The organism is Streptomyces sp. G45 (assembly GCF_049542095.1).
Lineage (GTDB): Bacteria > Actinomycetota > Actinomycetes > Streptomycetales > Streptomycetaceae > Streptomyces.
In genome coordinates, this window is sequence record NZ_JBMUZU010000001.1 from 2,941,520 (window position 1) to 2,957,462 (window position 15,943).

Annotated in this window: 14 protein-coding genes; 3 read left to right on the forward strand and 11 right to left on the reverse strand. The window is 70.5% G+C overall.

What is annotated here, in order from left to right; translation table 11 throughout:
• Positions 1-38: 38 nt before the first annotated feature.
• From ACOBQU_RS11675 to ACOBQU_RS11685, 3 genes are all read right to left on the reverse strand, one after another.
• On the reverse strand, positions 39-3,665 hold the full coding sequence (locus tag ACOBQU_RS11675; RefSeq protein ID WP_423626383.1) for a type I restriction endonuclease subunit R: 3,627 nt from the start codon (positions 3,663-3,665) through the stop codon (positions 39-41).
• Between the two features lie 140 nt (positions 3,666-3,805).
• A complete protein-coding gene (locus ACOBQU_RS11680; protein ID WP_423626385.1) occupies positions 3,806-4,030 on the reverse strand; it encodes a hypothetical protein in 225 nt (74 codons plus the stop codon).
• Between the two features lie 33 nt (positions 4,031-4,063).
• On the reverse strand, positions 4,064-4,402 hold the full coding sequence (locus ACOBQU_RS11685) for an ATP-binding protein (RefSeq protein ID WP_423626386.1): 339 nt from the start codon (positions 4,400-4,402) through the stop codon (positions 4,064-4,066).
• Positions 4,403-4,696: 294 nt separating this feature from the next.
• Here ACOBQU_RS11685 and ACOBQU_RS11690 point away from each other — a divergent pair, with 294 nt between their 5' ends.
• Positions 4,697-5,551, forward strand: a complete 855-nt coding sequence (locus tag ACOBQU_RS11690) for a helix-turn-helix domain-containing protein (RefSeq protein WP_423626388.1) — start codon at positions 4,697-4,699, stop codon at positions 5,549-5,551.
• 12 nt (positions 5,552-5,563) lie between these two features.
• Complete coding sequence (locus ACOBQU_RS11695; protein WP_423626390.1) at positions 5,564-5,767, forward strand: DUF397 domain-containing protein; 204 nt, start codon at positions 5,564-5,566, stop codon at positions 5,765-5,767.
• On the opposite strand, the gene ACOBQU_RS11700 is transcribed toward ACOBQU_RS11695, so the two are convergent.
• The 5 genes from ACOBQU_RS11700 to mnmA form a co-directional block, all read right to left on the reverse strand.
• The gene (locus tag ACOBQU_RS11700) at positions 5,756-6,811 is read right to left on the reverse strand and encodes a hypothetical protein (RefSeq protein ID WP_423626392.1); all 1,056 of its coding nucleotides are present in this window, start codon (positions 6,809-6,811) and stop codon (positions 5,756-5,758) included. The genes ACOBQU_RS11695 and ACOBQU_RS11700 overlap by 12 nt on opposite strands.
• A 165-nt stretch (positions 6,812-6,976) precedes the next feature.
• Positions 6,977-9,601: an N-6 DNA methylase gene (locus ACOBQU_RS11705; protein ID WP_423626394.1), complete on the reverse strand. Its 2,625-nt coding sequence runs from the start codon at positions 9,599-9,601 to the stop codon at positions 6,977-6,979.
• Between the two features lie 135 nt (positions 9,602-9,736).
• Positions 9,737-10,438, reverse strand: a complete 702-nt coding sequence (locus ACOBQU_RS11710; protein ID WP_423626395.1) for an RloB family protein — start codon at positions 10,436-10,438, stop codon at positions 9,737-9,739.
• 107 nt (positions 10,439-10,545) lie between these two features.
• Positions 10,546-11,931, reverse strand: coding sequence for an AAA family ATPase (locus ACOBQU_RS11715; RefSeq protein ID WP_423626397.1), 1,386 nt, complete (start codon positions 11,929-11,931; stop codon positions 10,546-10,548).
• Positions 11,932-12,200: 269 nt separating this feature from the next.
• Complete coding sequence (gene mnmA / locus ACOBQU_RS11720) at positions 12,201-13,334, reverse strand: tRNA 2-thiouridine(34) synthase MnmA (protein WP_423626399.1); 1,134 nt, start codon at positions 13,332-13,334, stop codon at positions 12,201-12,203.
• 61 nt (positions 13,335-13,395) lie between these two features.
• On the opposite strand from mnmA, the gene ACOBQU_RS11725 reads away from it, so the two are divergent.
• Positions 13,396-14,151, forward strand: coding sequence for an N-acetylmuramoyl-L-alanine amidase (locus ACOBQU_RS11725; RefSeq protein WP_423626401.1), 756 nt, complete (start codon positions 13,396-13,398; stop codon positions 14,149-14,151).
• Positions 14,152-14,211: 60 nt separating this feature from the next.
• Here ACOBQU_RS11725 and ACOBQU_RS11730 read toward each other — a convergent pair whose 3' ends face one another.
• The 3 genes from ACOBQU_RS11730 to ACOBQU_RS11740 form a co-directional block, all read right to left on the reverse strand.
• Positions 14,212-15,381: a cysteine desulfurase family protein gene (locus ACOBQU_RS11730; protein ID WP_423626403.1), complete on the reverse strand. Its 1,170-nt coding sequence runs from the start codon at positions 15,379-15,381 to the stop codon at positions 14,212-14,214.
• A gap of 100 nt (positions 15,382-15,481) precedes the next feature.
• Complete coding sequence (locus ACOBQU_RS11735; RefSeq protein WP_423626405.1) at positions 15,482-15,742, reverse strand: DUF4190 domain-containing protein; 261 nt, start codon at positions 15,740-15,742, stop codon at positions 15,482-15,484.
• Between the two features lie 51 nt (positions 15,743-15,793).
• Positions 15,794-15,937, reverse strand: a complete 144-nt coding sequence (locus tag ACOBQU_RS11740; protein WP_423626407.1) for a hypothetical protein — start codon at positions 15,935-15,937, stop codon at positions 15,794-15,796.
• Between the last annotated feature and the right edge of the window lie 6 nt (positions 15,938-15,943).

Here is a 15,943-nt window from a genome sequence, read left to right on the forward strand (position 1 = left end):
CACTCGGCGCTGACAGGGCCCGCCACACGGGGGCACTGTCAGCGCCGAGATCGGGGATCGCCGCGCAGCAGGAAGTCGGACCGCCGGGCCTCGGCCAGTTGCACCAGCTCAGCAGCGATGTCGCCGGTCTGCTCCCAGTCCAAGCCAAGGTGGTATTCCACCTTCAGACGCAGGGTCTTGCGGGCGTCGTTGCGGGTGGCGGCATCGGTCATGAAGGACGGAACGCTCACCAGGCCCGCGATCTCGTCGGTGATCGCGCGGGCGACAGGATGCAGTTCCTGGTCCGTCGGCAGCGGCAGCATCCCGGCTTCCTCCAGCGCCTTGGCCAGCGCCCGGTAGACGGGCCCCTCGGTGAGCGGGTCGAGCCCGGCAGCCACATCAGCGTTTCCGGCCTCGCCCTCCGCGTCGTTGACGTCGCCGACGAGCTGGGCCAGATCCGCCGCCGCCTGTTCACTGTCCTTCCGCATCCGCCGCACGATCTCTTCCAGGCGCTCGCTGAACCTTTCGTACGTGGCCCGGTCCGCAGCGAGGCGCGCGGTGATGCGTGTACGCAGGGAGCTTTCCATGTAGGCGATCCGCGCCCGTGGGTCGGAGTTCGCTTTCACGCGCTCCATGAAGTCCGGGTCGCTCAGGTCGACACGGGGTACGCGGAGTTCGGCCTGGTCCGCTTGGAGGTGACGGGCGATGAGCTGCCGGACCTTGGCGCCGTAGCGGCGCGGGCTGAACTCGTCGCGGCCGTCGAGGTAGCGGCGGCGTACGTCGTACTGCATGGATCCGAGGCATGCCGCGAGCCGCTCGTACGGCAGCGCGGCGGGCCTGGGCAGCACCGCGCCGAGCGCGGTGAGGAAGTCGCGAACGCGTTCGTCGAACTCGCCGCGTGCGATCGGGTCGCGCAGGACGTCGAGCAGGTCCTCGCGGCGGGCTTCGTCATCAAGAGTGAGAGTGCCTTGTGCGTCGTACGCGGCGAAGCCGTGACCGTCCAGGAAGCGCGCGAGGGCGGCGTGCAGGTCGGTGAGGAGCCGTTCGGCGGCCTCGTCGGCCCGGAGCAGCAGCCCGTCGCGCGTGGGCTGCTCCTGCGGGAACGCTCCGTAGTCCTCGCGGTCGAGGTGGTCGGCGCTGACGCGTTCGTATCCGTACACCTCCCGCAGGTGCCGCTGGTCGTAGTCGTCCAGCAGCCGGGCGAGGCCCCTGCCGATTCCGGCGTAGTCGACGACGAGGCCCCACTCCTTCCGCGGGTAGGGCCGGTTCGTGCGGGCGACGGCCTGGAGGAGGTTCACTCCGCTGATGGCGCGGTCGAGGTAGAGGACCTGCTCGACTGGTGCGTCGAAGCCGGTGAGCAGCATCGACTGGACGACGAGGAAGGCCAGCGGCTCGTCGTCCTCAGCAGCCGCCTCGCTGCCATGCGCGTCGTCTTCGGTGGCTGCCGCGCCGTCGCCTGCGCCGGTGTGCCACTGCTCGGTCCCGGCGGAGCCGCCGCCGAACCCCTGCCCCGGACCACCGTGCGGATCGGCCTCCCAGGCGGGGTCGGCCGCTGCGGCCAACGGGTCGCCGAGCCCTTGCAGGAAGCGCTCCACGTACGCGTCCTGGCGGGACTTGAGCTTCCAGCGGCGCCAGCCTTCCGGGTCGCTGCCCGGGCTGGTCGCGGACCGCTCGGAGATGACCACGGCGGCGTCGACGGACCGCAGCAGCTCGCGGTGCGGGAGGATGGTGAGCAGCTTGAGCGTCTCGGCGTCCGCGTGGAGGGCGGCGTTCGGATCGTGTACGAGCGCCGGGTCCAGGGCGTCGAGCTGGGCGACCAAGCGGTCGCGGGCGGCGAGCAGGGCGGCCTGGTAGCGGACGGCGGCGAGCCGGGAGACGGCGACGACCTGGGCGGCGAAGCGGTCGGGCAGGGCGTTCACGGCCCAGTGCCGCAGCATGTGCTCGGCCTTGGCCGCGATGACGGTCTCGGCCTCCTGGATCTCCTTGCGCCGGGCGAACTTCCGCAGGACACGGCGACGCTGCTCCGGGTCGCTCGGTACTTCCTCGTCGAAGCGGGCGTCGAGGGCGGCCTGCTCGATGACCTGCAACGGCACGTCCCACGCCTCGTAGCGCACCGGTACGACAGCGCGGTCCAGCTCGGCGTCGCGCAGCGTGTAGACGTCGGCGAAGGTGCCGAAGATCTGCTCGGTCTGCTTGCGCGCGCCAGCGATGATCGGCGTTCCGGTGAAGCCGACGAAGACGGCGTTCGGCAGCAGCGCGCGCATCCGGGCGTGCTGCCAGCCCTCGTTACCGCGGTGGGCCTCGTCGACGAGGACGACGATGCGGGAGCTGTGGTTGGCGGGCTTGTTGTGCAGGTGTGAGGGTTCGTCGACGCCTTCGGCGAGCTTCTCCTCCCTACCGTCGTCGGCGCTGTCGTCCCGCTTCGCTTTCTGGAGCATGACGAGGACGACGTCCGGAACGTCAACGGCCAGCTTCTTGCGTGCGTCGCGCACGGTGCTGGACCGGTAGATCGCCTCCTCGGCGGCGGTCAGCGAGCGGCGGATCTGCTTCTCCAGGTCCCGCCGGTCGGTGACCACGACGACCTTGTGGGTGCGCAGGTCCGGATCGCTTCTCAGATAGCGTACGAGGAAGGCCATGGTGAGGCTCTTGCCGGAGCCCTGGGTGTGCCAGACGACCCCGCCGCGCGGGTTCGGTGGGTGTCCGGCGGCGATGGCCCGGTGGCGCGCCCGCAGCCGGTCGGCGAGCGAGATGACGGCCCGGAACTGCTGGTAGCGGCCGATGACCTTGATCGTGCGGCCGTTCTGGTGCCGGTCAGTCGTGAAGCTCCGCACGAGGGACGTCAGATGACGTGGCGTCAGCAGACCGACAGCCAGGACTGCCATGTCCGTGTCGCATCCGGCGGCGGGCGCGGGGGCGGTGGTGCGCCAGGGGCCGAAGTACTTGGGCTCGGCGGTGACCGTGCCCACCTCGGCGTGGTCCCGGTCGGTGGCGACCAGAACCTGGGCGAAGCGGGTGAAGGCGGTGACGGGCGCGGACGCGTACACCCCCGCGCAGTCCCAGACCTGGGCGACAGCGGCGTCCAGGGCGGCCCTGCTGTCGCTGCCAACGGTCAGCGGGGCCTTGCACTCGACGACGACCCAGGGCAGCCCGTTGACGAAGAGGACGAGGTCCGGGGTGACCGGCGCCGCCCCTTCCCGCTCCACACGGAACTGGGAGACAGCCAGCCAGTCGTTCCCGTCCGGGTCGCCGGGGGCTGCGGGGTACTCGCCGTCCCAGTCCACGAGTCGTACGAACTCGGGGTCGCCCTCCTCCCAACCGGGCAGGGTGCGGGCGTTCACGCCGTCCCGCAGGAGCCGGGTCGCCTGGAGGTTCCCGGCGACTCCGGGCTTTGCGCGGCCGGGCCCCCGGACAGTACCGAGGACACGGTCGAGCAGCGCGTCGAGTTGCACCCGGTCGAGCCAGGGCTGCCCCTCCGGGCCAGGATTGATGCGGGCGACGGCCGCCCTGAACCGATCCGGGTAGACGGTCTCGGTGAACGACTCCCGCTCAGAGGCGCGCGGGTCGGTGGCCGGTGCGCCGGGTGGCGCGCCTTCCAGGTGCTCCCAGCCGAGGTCGACGAGCTGCTTGATCAGCGGCAGCTCGGTCTTCTCGTACTCCGGTAGTACCCGATGCCCTTGCCGCCCCACTGCCGAACTCCCGCCCGTTGCCGCACCGTCACGACCGCCCCGTCTCCCCATTGCGCGGCGTGCGCACAACTGTACTCGCGGTGGTGGGATGTGACAGGGGCACGGTCATGGCATAGGCGAGACGGGACCCTCGGACCTGGTCAGGCGGGCGCCGAGGAGGACGCCGGGCACTCGGCGGGGGGCCGCGCGGGCAGGGCCAGTTCGAACCAGAGGGTCTTCCCGCATGGCCCGTGCGGTCTCTCGCCGATCATGCAGCCGCCCCAGCGGTCGGCGACCGTGTCCAGGATCAGCAGCCCGCGCCCGCCGTCGGCGTGGGGCCCGGCAGGTGAGGACTGCCCTGGCAGGGCAGGTAGTTCGGGGTCCATGTCCCAGACGCTGACACGCAGTACGGGGTGCAGTCACTGGAGGCGTACGGAGGCGGGGCCCTGGGTGTGGCGTACGGAGTTGGTGGTCAGCTCGGAGGCGAGGAGTTCCGCGCGGTCGGTGAGGTCGACGAGCCCGTGGGCGGCGAGGACGGCGCGGAGGGTGAGGCGGGCGATGCCGGGGCCTCGGGGGTCGCGGGGGAAGTGGAGTTCGTAGTGCCAGGGGGAGGTGAAGGGGAGGGGCGGGGGGTGAGGTTGACCGGAGAGGGGGTTGAGGGTGGGGAGGAGGTAGGGGGTGGGAGGGGGTGGGGTGGTAGCTGGCTTGAGTGGGGTCCCGTTGCTCGCGGACGGGGGTGGGCCCTGGTCTGGGGTCACGGTGGCACCTCCCGGGGTGCGCGGTCGTGATGGGTGAGTGGGGTTGCGTTATGGGCTGTTGGGGCCGTCCTGGTGCCCCCGGCGCCGGTGACTCTGCCGCGCCTTGTGCCGTCCTGGGCGGGCGGGGTGGGGCGGTGCGCTTCCCAACCTGGGGCGGAATGAGCGGCGCGGATCACAGAGTACGAGATCTCTACATAACTGTGCTACCTACTTACTCATAAGGGTTAACTTTCTGCCCGTGGTGGACCGCTCAGCACGGGATCGGCACACTGTGCGCGAACGAGGAGAGACTTCATGGCCCCACGACAGTCCCCAACCATCCTTCAACGCCGCTTCGGTACCGAACTGCGCCGGCTCCGTGAGGCAGCAGGACTGTCCGCGTCTTCCGCCGCCGAGCACCTCGGAACTGACCGCACGGTCATCTCCAACGTGGAAGCCGGGCGGTTCGGCATCAGCGAAGAGCGGCTCCGCCGACTTGCGAGCATCTACGAGTGCAACGACGCGGCTCTGGTCGACGCCCTGGCCGAGCTGACCGGGGGCCGCAGAACCGGCTGGTGGGAGGAGTACCGGGGCAAGATCCCGCCAAGCTTCCTGGATGTCTCCGCACTTGAGGACTACGCCGTGTGCCTGCGTACCGTTCAGATTGCCCATTTGCCGGGCCTGTTCCATACAGAGGACCACGCCCGCGCGATCTTCGAGCTCCCCGAGCCGCCCATGCCACGGCTGGAAGTCGAGCTACGGGTAGCCCATCGCATGGCCCGGCAAGCTGTAGTAGCTGGGGAACATGCCGTCCCGTACGTCGGCGTGATTCACGAAGCGGCGATCAGGATGCAACTCGGGGGCCGCAGTGTGGCCCGCGCCCAGCTCCGGCATCTGCTGAAAGCCAGTGAGTGGCCCAACGTCACGCTGCGAGTCATCCCGTTCACCGCTGGCGGCTTCCCTCTGCTCGGCGACTCCTCCGTACTCTACGTGGAGGCCCCCAACAGACACCTCGACACGGTGCAGATGGACTCTCCGACCGGTGCCATCTTCTTCGACTCTCCCACGCAGATCGCGCACTTCCGGGCCCGGCTGGACTTGGTGGAGAAGGTGGCGTTGACTGCCCCCAAGTCCCGGGATTTCATCCGCACCGTCATCAAAGAGCTGTGAGAGGTGTTACACGTGTCTGGCCTCCGCTGGGTCAAGTCGTCCTTCTCCGATGAAGGGGGTAACAACTGCATCGAGATGGCTGCAACAGCGAACGGCGTGGCGCTACGCGAGAGCGACAGCCCGGCCGTCGTCGTGACGACGGGCCGGGGCGCGCTGCTGTCACTCATACGGAGTGTGAAGTCGGACTCGACACCTCTGAGTGGATCAGGCGGCTGAGACGGGTGCCCGACCCCCGAGGAGGTCTTCGACCACGGCCTGCTGAATGGTGCGGAGCTTAATAATCCGCTGTTTCAGCAACGCCTCACGACGTCTCGCCGCCCTGAGCACTGACACGGTCCTGCTCTGCTCCCCCTTGTGCACATCGGGGACAAGCAGGGCACGAATCGCCTCTTGGCTGATGTTCTTCATGCTTGCGCTGGTCCCCGTCGCCGCCACCTTGATCTGGCTCCGCACGGCTGGACTGGACAACACCAGGGCGATGAACTCCGCATCGGCCACATTGGCGTCGGGAACGAGCCGAAGCGTCTTGTCGCTCAGCATGAGGCGCCGCGTGGGAGCATCAACCACACAGGCAAGGCCGACCAGTTCCTCGGTGTTGGCCCGAGTCATGAGCAAGTCACCGCGAGCCACTTCGTAAGCGGGATCGATGTGCAGCCGTTCCCGCACGACCTTGTTCTCCTGTGCTACAAACCCGCCCGCCTGGACAGCGCTGACCTTCAGCACTCCCCACTCCCCCTCGCCTGCGGGTGTGTCCGTGGCCAGAGGGCTGCGGCCAGCCTCAATGCGGTCGATCCATGACCCGAGAGTCACTTGGTGCGGCACGTCCAGTGCTCGGCCAACAACTGCATTCGTGGCAACACGCAGCTTGTTCCGCACCCGCTCCAACCCCGCGATCCGCCGCTCGAACGCGGCGTGCGCGGCGACGATGCGGCGCTGTTCGCCCAACGCGACATCCGGCACCGGCAGTTGGCGAATCTGCTCCTGGCTGATGTTCTTCATGCCCGCACTCGTTCCTGTCGCGAGCGCACGGATACGTTGCCGTGCAGCAAGCTGCCCCAAGGCAAGCGCGATGAACTCAGGTTCGGCCACAGTCGTATCGACGTGGAGCCGCAACGTCTTGTCACTGAGGAGAAGTCTTGGAGGGGGCTGCTGAGCTACACAGGCAAAACCGACAAGCTCTTCCGTGTTGGCGCGAGTCATCAGCAGGTCACCGTGCTTGACCTCGTAGCGCTTATGGATCAGCTCTGCTCTCCGGATCACCTTGTTCTCACGCGGAACGAACCGGCCGGACTGAATTGCGCTGACCTTGAGTACACCCCACTCGCCATCACCCGCCGGAGTGTCCTCTGCGGAGGGGCTCTTCCCCCTTCAATGCCCACAAGTAGCGAGCCGAGGGGCACATCTCTCGATGTGTTCAGCTCAACGTCACCGCCGCCCATAACCCAACTCCTCCAGCCACGTCCCCAGCTCCCCCTTGGCCTGAGCGCTCTCCCCCTCCAACTCCTCCAACGACACCGCGTACTTCTCCGCCCACCGCCGGAACGCCGCCACCAGTTCACGCCGACCCACGGCGACCGCCGACTCCAGGCGAGCCCGCAGGCTCTCGTCCAGGATGGTCAGGACGACCTCCCTCGTCCGGGTCTCGTCCTCAAGCACCGCCTCCGCCGCCTTCAGCAGTCGCGGGACGAAGGCGTCCTCCAGCGCCTTGCGCGCCTTCGTCGCGGCCGTACGCTGCTTCTTCCGAAGCGTGAACTGCTTGTCCAGGCGGACCAGTTCCTCCAGCGAAACGGGCTCGGCAGCCGCCTCCTCCGAACCATCCGCGTCGCCGGGGCCCGAGGCATCCTCGGAGTCATCCGCGCCCTCAGGGTCCGGCTTCGCCGCCGCCAGCGCCTCCGCCGCCTCCTTGTACGCCGCGTCCGCCTTCGCCGAGGCCGCCTCCGCGAGCTTGTACTCGTCCAGGAAGTCCGGGATCAGCAGCCGCACCACCGGCCGGTCCATCGCCTGGCGGCGGTCCGCGGCGGACACCGTGGCGCGCTTGCCCGTCGCCCCGGCCGCCGGTGACACGATCGCCTCCGCCGAGTCGACCCAGCCCTCAAGGACCCGCTGGAACCCACCGGCCGCCAGCGCCTTCATGTCGTAGCGGGACTCCGTCCACCAGTCGGCGACGATGCCCGCCGTCCGGTACCGGTCGAGGACGTCGACGCTCCCGATCGCCTGGGCGAAGCCCTTCAGGAGTCCGGCGCGCAGGTCCATCAGGCGGCCGTCTTCCGCGAGCCGGGCGAACAGTTTCCTGCCCTCGGCCCACCACTCCTCGTACGCCGTCCGCAGCGCCGTCTCCCGCTCGGCCGTGAGGCCGGGGATGCGGGCGGCGGTCGCCTCCGGGCCCTCCGGCAGGAAGTCGTAATACGCCGGGTCGTCGTCCCGCACCACGAACAGCGACGCCGCGTCGACTCCGTACGCGTCGAAGAGGTCCTTCTTTCCCTCCACCTCGGCGACCGGCACGCCCCCGTACAGGTGCGCGCGCACGTCCTGCGGCTCGGCGGGCGGTGAATTGTCCACCCAGCGGCGGATGTTGAGGTTGGCGTCAGCGGCGAGAAGGTCGTCGCACGTCACGAACGCCGAGTAGCCCGGCTCCTCACGGCCCTCCTTGAACACCGTGACGATCTTCTCGACGTGCTCCGGGCCGAGTTCGTTCTGGTTGCGGCCCGGGGTGAAGTCACGGTCGGCGTTGATGAACAGGACCTTCTTGCGGCGGTCCGGGCGCTCGCGGCCCGGTTCCGTGCTGCCCGGGTCCTTGCGGTGCGGGCGGCGCAGGATCAGGACGCACGCCGGGACCCCGACCCCGTAGAACAGGTTGGGGCCGATGCCGATGACCGCCTCCACGCAGTCGTCGCGCAGCAACTCCATCCGGATGTCCCGTTCCTTGCCACCCCGGAAGAGCACTCCGTGGGGCATGACGACGGCGACGACACCGTCCCGGTCCAGCACGCCGAGCATGTGCTGGGCGAACATCAGGTCCGCCTTCTTGCCCTTCTCCGGGGCCCAGCCCCACTTCATGCGCTGCCCGTGCCGCGCCTCGGCGGCCTCGACCGACTCGCGGTCGTAGAGCTGCGAGAAGGGGGGGTTGGAGAGGACCTTCTTGAAGGTGCGCAGGCGGCCCGTCGCCGGGTCGATGTGGAGCGGCTCGGTGAGCGTGTCGCCGTGCCTCAGGTCGAAGTCGCGGATGCCGTGCAGAACCATGTTCATGCTGGCCATCGACCAGGACTCGGGCTTGACGTCCTGACCGCACACGCCCAGTTGCTCGGGCCTGCCGCCGTGCTCCTCCACGTACTCCTTGGCGGCGATCAGCATGCCACCGGAGCCCATGCAGGGGTCGTAGACCGTCTCCTGGGGCTGGGGGTCCACGAGCCGCACCAGCATGCGCACCACGGAGCGCGGGGTGTAGAACTCGCCGCCGCTCTGGCCCGCGCTGTCCGCGAACCGGCCGAGCAGGTACTCGTAGGCGGCGCCGAGCATGTCGGGGAACTCGAAGTCCTCGTTGCGCAGCCGGTACACGCTGAAGTGCCGGATGAGGGAGCGCAGCTCGGTGGTGGTGAAGCGGGAACGGTTGCCGATCTGGGCGTTGAAGGTGATGTGGGAGGTCACCCCGGCGAGGCGCTCGTTCCCCGCCTCCAGGGCCGCCAGGGCCTCGTCGAGGCGCTCCCCCACCCGCTCGGTGAGCTCACAGATGCCGGGGGCGAAGCCCTCGGGAAGTTCAGGGTCGGGGTGCGGGCCCTTCCACCAGCGGGCGCGCGGCGGGACATAGTACACACGGGGGTACGAGTCGGGGTCGTCGGCGCGCTTCCTGGCCCGCTCCTCGTCGCCGCCCGTGGCCTTCAGCGCCTCGGCGTAGACCCGCTCCCACTCCGGCTGGAACTCGTCCGACGAGCGCTTGAGGAACAGCATCCCGAAGATGTAGTCCCGGTAGTCGGAGGGCTCCATGCGGCCGCGCAGAATGTCGGCGGCGGAGAACAGGTGCCGTTCCAGTTCGGGCAGGGTGAGTCGGGCCACGCGCCGGTCCTTCGTCTAACGGGAATCCAGGGGGCATCCCCCGGTGTCCCTGGGGGTGCCCTGGCAGCCTAGACGCCGAGTGGGGCCGCGCGGAAACCGCCGGTGTCCGCGCGTCCGGAAGCCGCCCCCGACACGTCAGTCCCCCTCCTTCTCCTTGATCCCCAGACTGACCAGGAGCCGCCACACATCAGTCGACGGGTCACGGCCGAGGACCGGGCAGTCCGGCGCGTGTCCGGAACGCGCCGCCCACTGATGCGGGGGCTTCGGCCCCGGCCGCGCGACGACGACGCCGTCCGCGTTCCTCCGCGGCTTGACGATCTTAGCTTGCGAGGGCTTGCACGCTCCGTGTTCGCACTGCGCGAGCAGGCTCTTGGCGTGGGTGATGGCCTTGTTGGCCTTGCCCTTCAGCGCTTCGGCCCGTGGACCCTTGACGCTTTTATCGTTCCGCTTGTCGAACTTCTGGAACGCCGGGTCGGCCGCGCGGAGTTTCTCAATCACGACATCACCTCTGCCGCTCTGGCCGCCCCCGAACGCCTGGAAGTGCAGCAGCAGCCACAGGTCGAAGGAAGGGTGGGAGAAGCACATCTCGACGCCGCTCGCAGCCGCCTCATTGACCGCCTGTGGGATCTTGGTGTGCTGATCCCGGTCGAAAAGCGCCCAGGCTTCGTCCTCGGCCGCCTTGTCCTTCACCGCATCGACGACTTCCTCGGGCTTGAGGCCGTTCTTCTTGTACACCGGCTGGATGCGGAACGGCGGCCAGTCGTCGCCCCCGCTCCCGAAACGGGCCTGGAGGTACAGCAGGTAGTCCGGCTCAGTGGACTCGCCTTCGCAGGCCACGTACAGGACCCGCTCCCGGCGGGAGGTGGGGGGTGGCGTGGGGGTCGCGGTCGGTACCACCAGCGGGCTCTCCGTCTGCCGGTCGCGCCGGCCTCTGCTCCGCCTGCTCACGCTGTCGCCTCCGCCTCCCGCTCGCGCTCCTTCTCCTGCTCCCGCCAGGCCAGCTCACGGACGATCTCGCCCACGCTCACGCGGGGCACGCCTCCGTAACGGCCACGCAGGTAGCCACGCTCCAGGTTCTCGTCAGGCCCTGGGTCGGCGTCGGTCAGGCGGTAGAGCTCCGACTCGCCGGACTTGCGTTTCGCCGTGATCCAGATCTGGCTGCGGCCGAGCGGGCGGTCTAGGACCTCACTGCCGAGCAGCGTCGCGTCATGCGTGGTGAAAACCAACTGCGCGTCCCGCGGGTTGGCCTGCGGATCCTGGAAGAGGCGTACGACTTCGCCAGCGAGGGTGGGGTGAAGGCTGGAGTCCAGTTCGTCCACGAGCAGGGCGGAGCCGTTGTCGAGCACATGGAGCAGAGGTCCGAGGAACGCGAACCACGCGTGCGTACCGAGCGATTCCTCCGACCGGAAGTCCAGCGGGGCGTCGCCACCGTCCGGGGTACGGTGCCGCAGTGCCACCTCGCCCGTCTCCCGGTCGATGTCCACGCCCGTAAGGCCGAGGTCGGCGATGGCGAGGAGCTGCGCCAGTCGCTCCGGATAGTCGCTAGGAGGGGCGGGTGATGGTGGCTGAGGGCGTTTGTGGGATCTGCCACCCGTTTCCGCCCTGGCCCGCCTCTTGGCGTCGGCCTGTGCGCGTGTCCGGTGCTCCGCCAGGAGGCGGCGGGTCCATTCCGTACGGGCTGCCACGTCCTCGCCCGGGGTCATCAGCCACAGGTTGTCGAGGAACCATCGGTGGATCGCGGACAGCTGCGGATCGTTCAGAGCCGCTCCTGTGGAGAGGAACAGCGCGTTCGGCCGAGTGAAACCGACCAGCTGATCCCGCTCCCCGTTGAGGCCGTCTTCAGAGAAGACGAACTCGCCTCCGTCCTCGGGGGGGCGGTCCGCCTCCCGGTCGAACCAGATCACGCGCTCGCCCCGGGGATAGGCGTACAGCCACTCCGCCTCGACCCGCTCGTCGGACAGCTCGAAGCCGTAGGTGAAACGCACCTTGTTCACACCGAGAGCCAGATCGACCTCGTACAGCGACGTCTCCTCAGCGGCTTCGGGCGCGAGCTTGAACGGCTGCCGCGGCACCTCGGTCAGTTTCGTCCAGTCCGCGAAAGACATACGTACGGCATCGCGCATATCACGCAGAGCACTCAGCAGATTGGACTTGCCCGAAGCATTGGGCCCGAAGATTCCCACCACGGGCTCCGCCAGGACCTCGCTGTCCCCCTGGCGCAGACCGGTCGCGCGCGCAGAACCGTCGGCGGAGTCAGCGCTGGCCAGAGACAGCTCACACTCATCCCGGAACGACCGATGATTGGCCACCCTGAAGCGCAGCAGCACCATCGACCTCCCGGGGGACGAGAGACAGACTCCCGCCGTTCGCGTACACGTATGCGCCACCCAGCGGCTAACCACTTGACCGGATGAGTAGTGACCCGCCGTAGGCAGACTATGACGCCTCGATCGACGGGGCCAGCCCCGAAGGGCAGACGGCCGTCGCGGGCGGGGCGCGCGGTGCATACGGCCCCGTTCGCTGTCTGCGCTGCACTTCGGCGCCCCCGGGGATCGCCCGCTTCATGGCGGAGGACAGGAGGCAAACGGCCCCCGCGCGGTCAGACGGCCGCCGCAGCCCGCTCCGTCGACGCGATCGTCGCCGAGCCCACCACCCGCGTGCCGTCGTAGAGGACGATCGCCTGGCCGGGGGCGACGCCGCGGACCGGCTCCGTGAAGGAGACGCGCAGCTCGGCGCCCACCAGTTCGGCCGTGACCGGCGTCTCCTCGCCGTGGGCGCGGAGCTGGGCGGTGTAGGCGCCCGCTCCGGAGGGGGCGGCCCCGCACCAGCGGGGCTTGACGGCGGTGAGGGACGTCACGTCCAGGGAGGCGGCGGGGCCGACGGTCACCGTGTTGGTCACCGGCGAGATGTCGAGGACGTAGCGCGGCTTGCCGTCGGGGGCGGGGGTGCCGATGCGCAGCCCCTTGCGCTGGCCGATGGTGAAGCCGTACGCGCCCTCGTGGGTGCCGACGACGGCGCCGGACTCGTCGACGATGTCGCCCTCGGCCTTGCCGAGGCGGGCGGCGAGGAAGCCCTGGGTGTCGCCGTCGGCGATGAAGCAGATGTCGTGGGAGTCGGGCTTCTTGGCGACCGCGAGGCCGCGGCGCTCGGCCTCGGCGCGGATCTCGTCCTTGGTGGTGACCGTGTCGCCGAGGGGGAACATCGCGTGGGCGAGCTGGCGGTCGTCCAGGACCCCGAGGACGTACGACTGGTCCTTGGCCATGTCGGAGGCGCGGTGCAGTTCGCGGCGGCCGTCCTCGCGGACGATCACCCGCGCGTAGTGGCCGGTGCAGACCGCGTCGAAGCCGAGCGCCAGGGCCTTGTCCAGGAGGGCGGCGAACTTGATCTTCTCGTTGCAGCGCAGGCACGGGTTGGGCGTGCGCCCGGCCTCGTACTCGGCGACGAAGTCCTCGACGACGTCCTCGCGGAAGCGTTCGGCCAGGTCCCAGACGTAGAACGGGATGCCGATGACGTCGGCGGCGCGGCGGGCGTCGCGCGAGTCCTCGATCGTGCAGCAGCCCCGCGCGCCCGTGCGGAAGGACTGCGGGTTCGCGGAGAGCGCGAGGTGGACACCGGTCACGTCGTGCCCCGCCTCGGCGGCGCGGGCGGCGGCGACGGCGGAGTCGACGCCGCCGGACATGGCGGCGAGGACGCGGAGCGGGCGGCTGGTGCGCTGCGGGGTCTGCGAAGTCATAGCCCTAACAGGGTACGGGCCCGCGGGAACCCGGCGCCGGGGTGTATCCGTTGACGATCACATGGGGGACGAGGAGAACGGTGGCGGCGGTGCGGACGAGCGGGTCGAGCCGGTGGAGCCGCGGCGCGGCCCGGGCAGGCGCGCCCTGCTGATCGGCGGCGCGGCGGTGGGCGTCGGCACGGTCGTGCTGCTCCGGGACGAGCTGGGCCGCCTGTGGTGGCGCCTGCCCGGGGTGGTGAAGAAGCGCAGGGAGGGCGAGGTGGACGCGCCGGGCGCCCAGTGGATCGCGGCGTCCAGCGAGAACTGGCGGCGCGCCGACCGCCCGTCGGACTACGAGATCGACCGCGTGGTGATCCACGTGGTGCAGGGTGGGTACGCCTCGGCGCTGAGGGTCTTCAAGGACCCCGGCCACGGCGCGGCCGCCCACTACGTGATCCGCAAGGACGGCCACATAGCGCAGATGATCCGCGAGCTGGATGTGGCGTACCACGCGGGCAACAGGTCGATGAACGAGCGCAGCGTGGGCATCGAGCACGAGGGCTTCGTGGACCGGAAGGCGTCCTTCACCGACGCGATGTACGCCGCGTCGGCGCGGCTCACGGCCGGGATCTGCGAGCGGTACGACATCCCGGTGGACCGGGAGCACATCATCGGCCACGTGGAGGTCGAGGGCACAGACCACACGGACCCGGGCCCGCACTGGGACTGGGACCGGTACATACGGCTGGTGCGGCGGGAGCGGGCAAGGCTCGCCCGCGCCGGGGCGCGCGCCACGGGGGCTCCGGCCCGCCGCAAGCCGAGCACCGCCGCCAACTGAGGGCCGCCGCCAGCTGAGGGCCGCCGCCAGCCGCGGCCCGCCGCCAGCCGAGCCCCGCCGCTAGCTGAGCCCCGCCGACCGCGCCCGCTCCACCGCCGGGCCGATCGCCGCGGCCACGGCGTCGACGTCCGCCTTCGTCGACGTGTGGCCGAGCGAGAAGCGCAGCGTGCCGCGGGCGAGGTCCGGGTCGGTGCCGGTGGCGAGCAGGACGTGGCTGGGCTGCGCGACGCCCGCGGTGCAGGCCGAGCCGGTCGAGCACTCGATGCCCTGGGCGTCCAGGAGCAGCAGCAGCGAGTCGCCCTCGCAGCCGGGGAACGTGAAGTGGGCGTTGGCGGGCAGCCGCCCGGCGGGGTCCGGGTCGCCGCCGAGGAGGGCTTCGGGGACGGCGGCGCGGACGGCCGCGACCAGGTCGTCGCGGAGCGCCCCGACCTCCCGGGCGAACCGCTCCTGCCGCTCGGCGGCGAGCCGCCCGGCCACGGCGAACGCCGCGATGGCGGGCACGTCGAGCGTGCCGGAGCGCACGTGCCGCTCCTGCCCGCCGCCGTGCAGCACGGGTACGGGGCTGTAGGCGCGGCCGAGCAGCAGCGCGCCGATGCCGTAGGGGCCGCCGATCTTGTGCCCGGAGACGGTCATCGCGGCGAGCCCGGACGCGCCGAAGTCGACCGGCACCTGGCCGAAGGCCTGCACGGCGTCGGCGTGCAGCGGCACGTCGAAGGCGGCGCAGACGTCGGCGAGTTCGCGGACCGGCTGGAGGGTGCCGATCTCGTTGTTGGCCCACATGACGGTGGCGAACGCGACGCTGCCGGGGTCGCGGGCGATGGCCGCGCGCAGCGCCTCGGGGTGCACGCGGCCGTGCGCGTCCACCGGCAGGTACTCGACGGTGGCGCCCTCGTGCTCGGCGAGCCAGTCCACGGCGTCGAGGACGGCGTGGTGCTCGACGGGGCTGGCGAGGACCCGCACCCGGGCGGGGTCGGCGTCGCGCCGCGCCCAGTACAGGCCCTTCACGGCGAGGTTGTCGGCCTCGGTGCCGCCGGAGGTGAACACCACCTCGCTGGGGCGGGCCCCGAGCGACTCGGCGAGCGTCTCGCGGGCCTCCTCGACGGTGCGGCGCGCCCGGCGCCCCGCCGCGTGCAGCGAGGAGGCGTTGCCGGTGACGGAGAGGTGCGCGGTCAGGGCCGCGATCGCCTCCGGGAGCATCGGCGTGGTCGCGGCGTGGTCGAGGTAGGCCATGGTGGGCACGATTCTACGAGCCGGGCCCGCGCGCCCCGACCCCGCGGGGGGCCGACGGACCCCGCCGTGGCCGGTTCGCGAGCACCGCGGGCGGGCCCGCTCAGGGCGCGACGCTCCAGGACACCGTCCCGTCAGCGGACATGAGCGCGGCGAGGACGACGAGGTCGGCGACGCCGAGACCGAGGCCGAACAGCGCCCGGCCGCGGCGGGAGGTGCCCCGCCACAGGGCGAGCGAGGCGAGCACGATCGCGATCGGGCCGAGGACCACGTTCAGGACGAGCAGCCCGAGCAGTCCGAGGACGAAGGAGGCGACGGCCATGCCGTCGGTGTCCCGGCGGCCGACTGGTGCGGTCAGGTCCATGAGGGTGCCTCTCAGATGCGGCAGGGGAAGGACGATCAAGCCCGTCCGGCGCTAGCGCAGCCGCTCGCGGACCGCGAACACCAGCAGCCAGACGCCGATGACCAGCGCGGCGACGAGCGAGACGGTCGGCGGCACGTGCGCCACGGTGCCCATGGCGATGCCGAGCAGCAGGAGGGCGGCGACGAGGAAGAGCATGGAGGG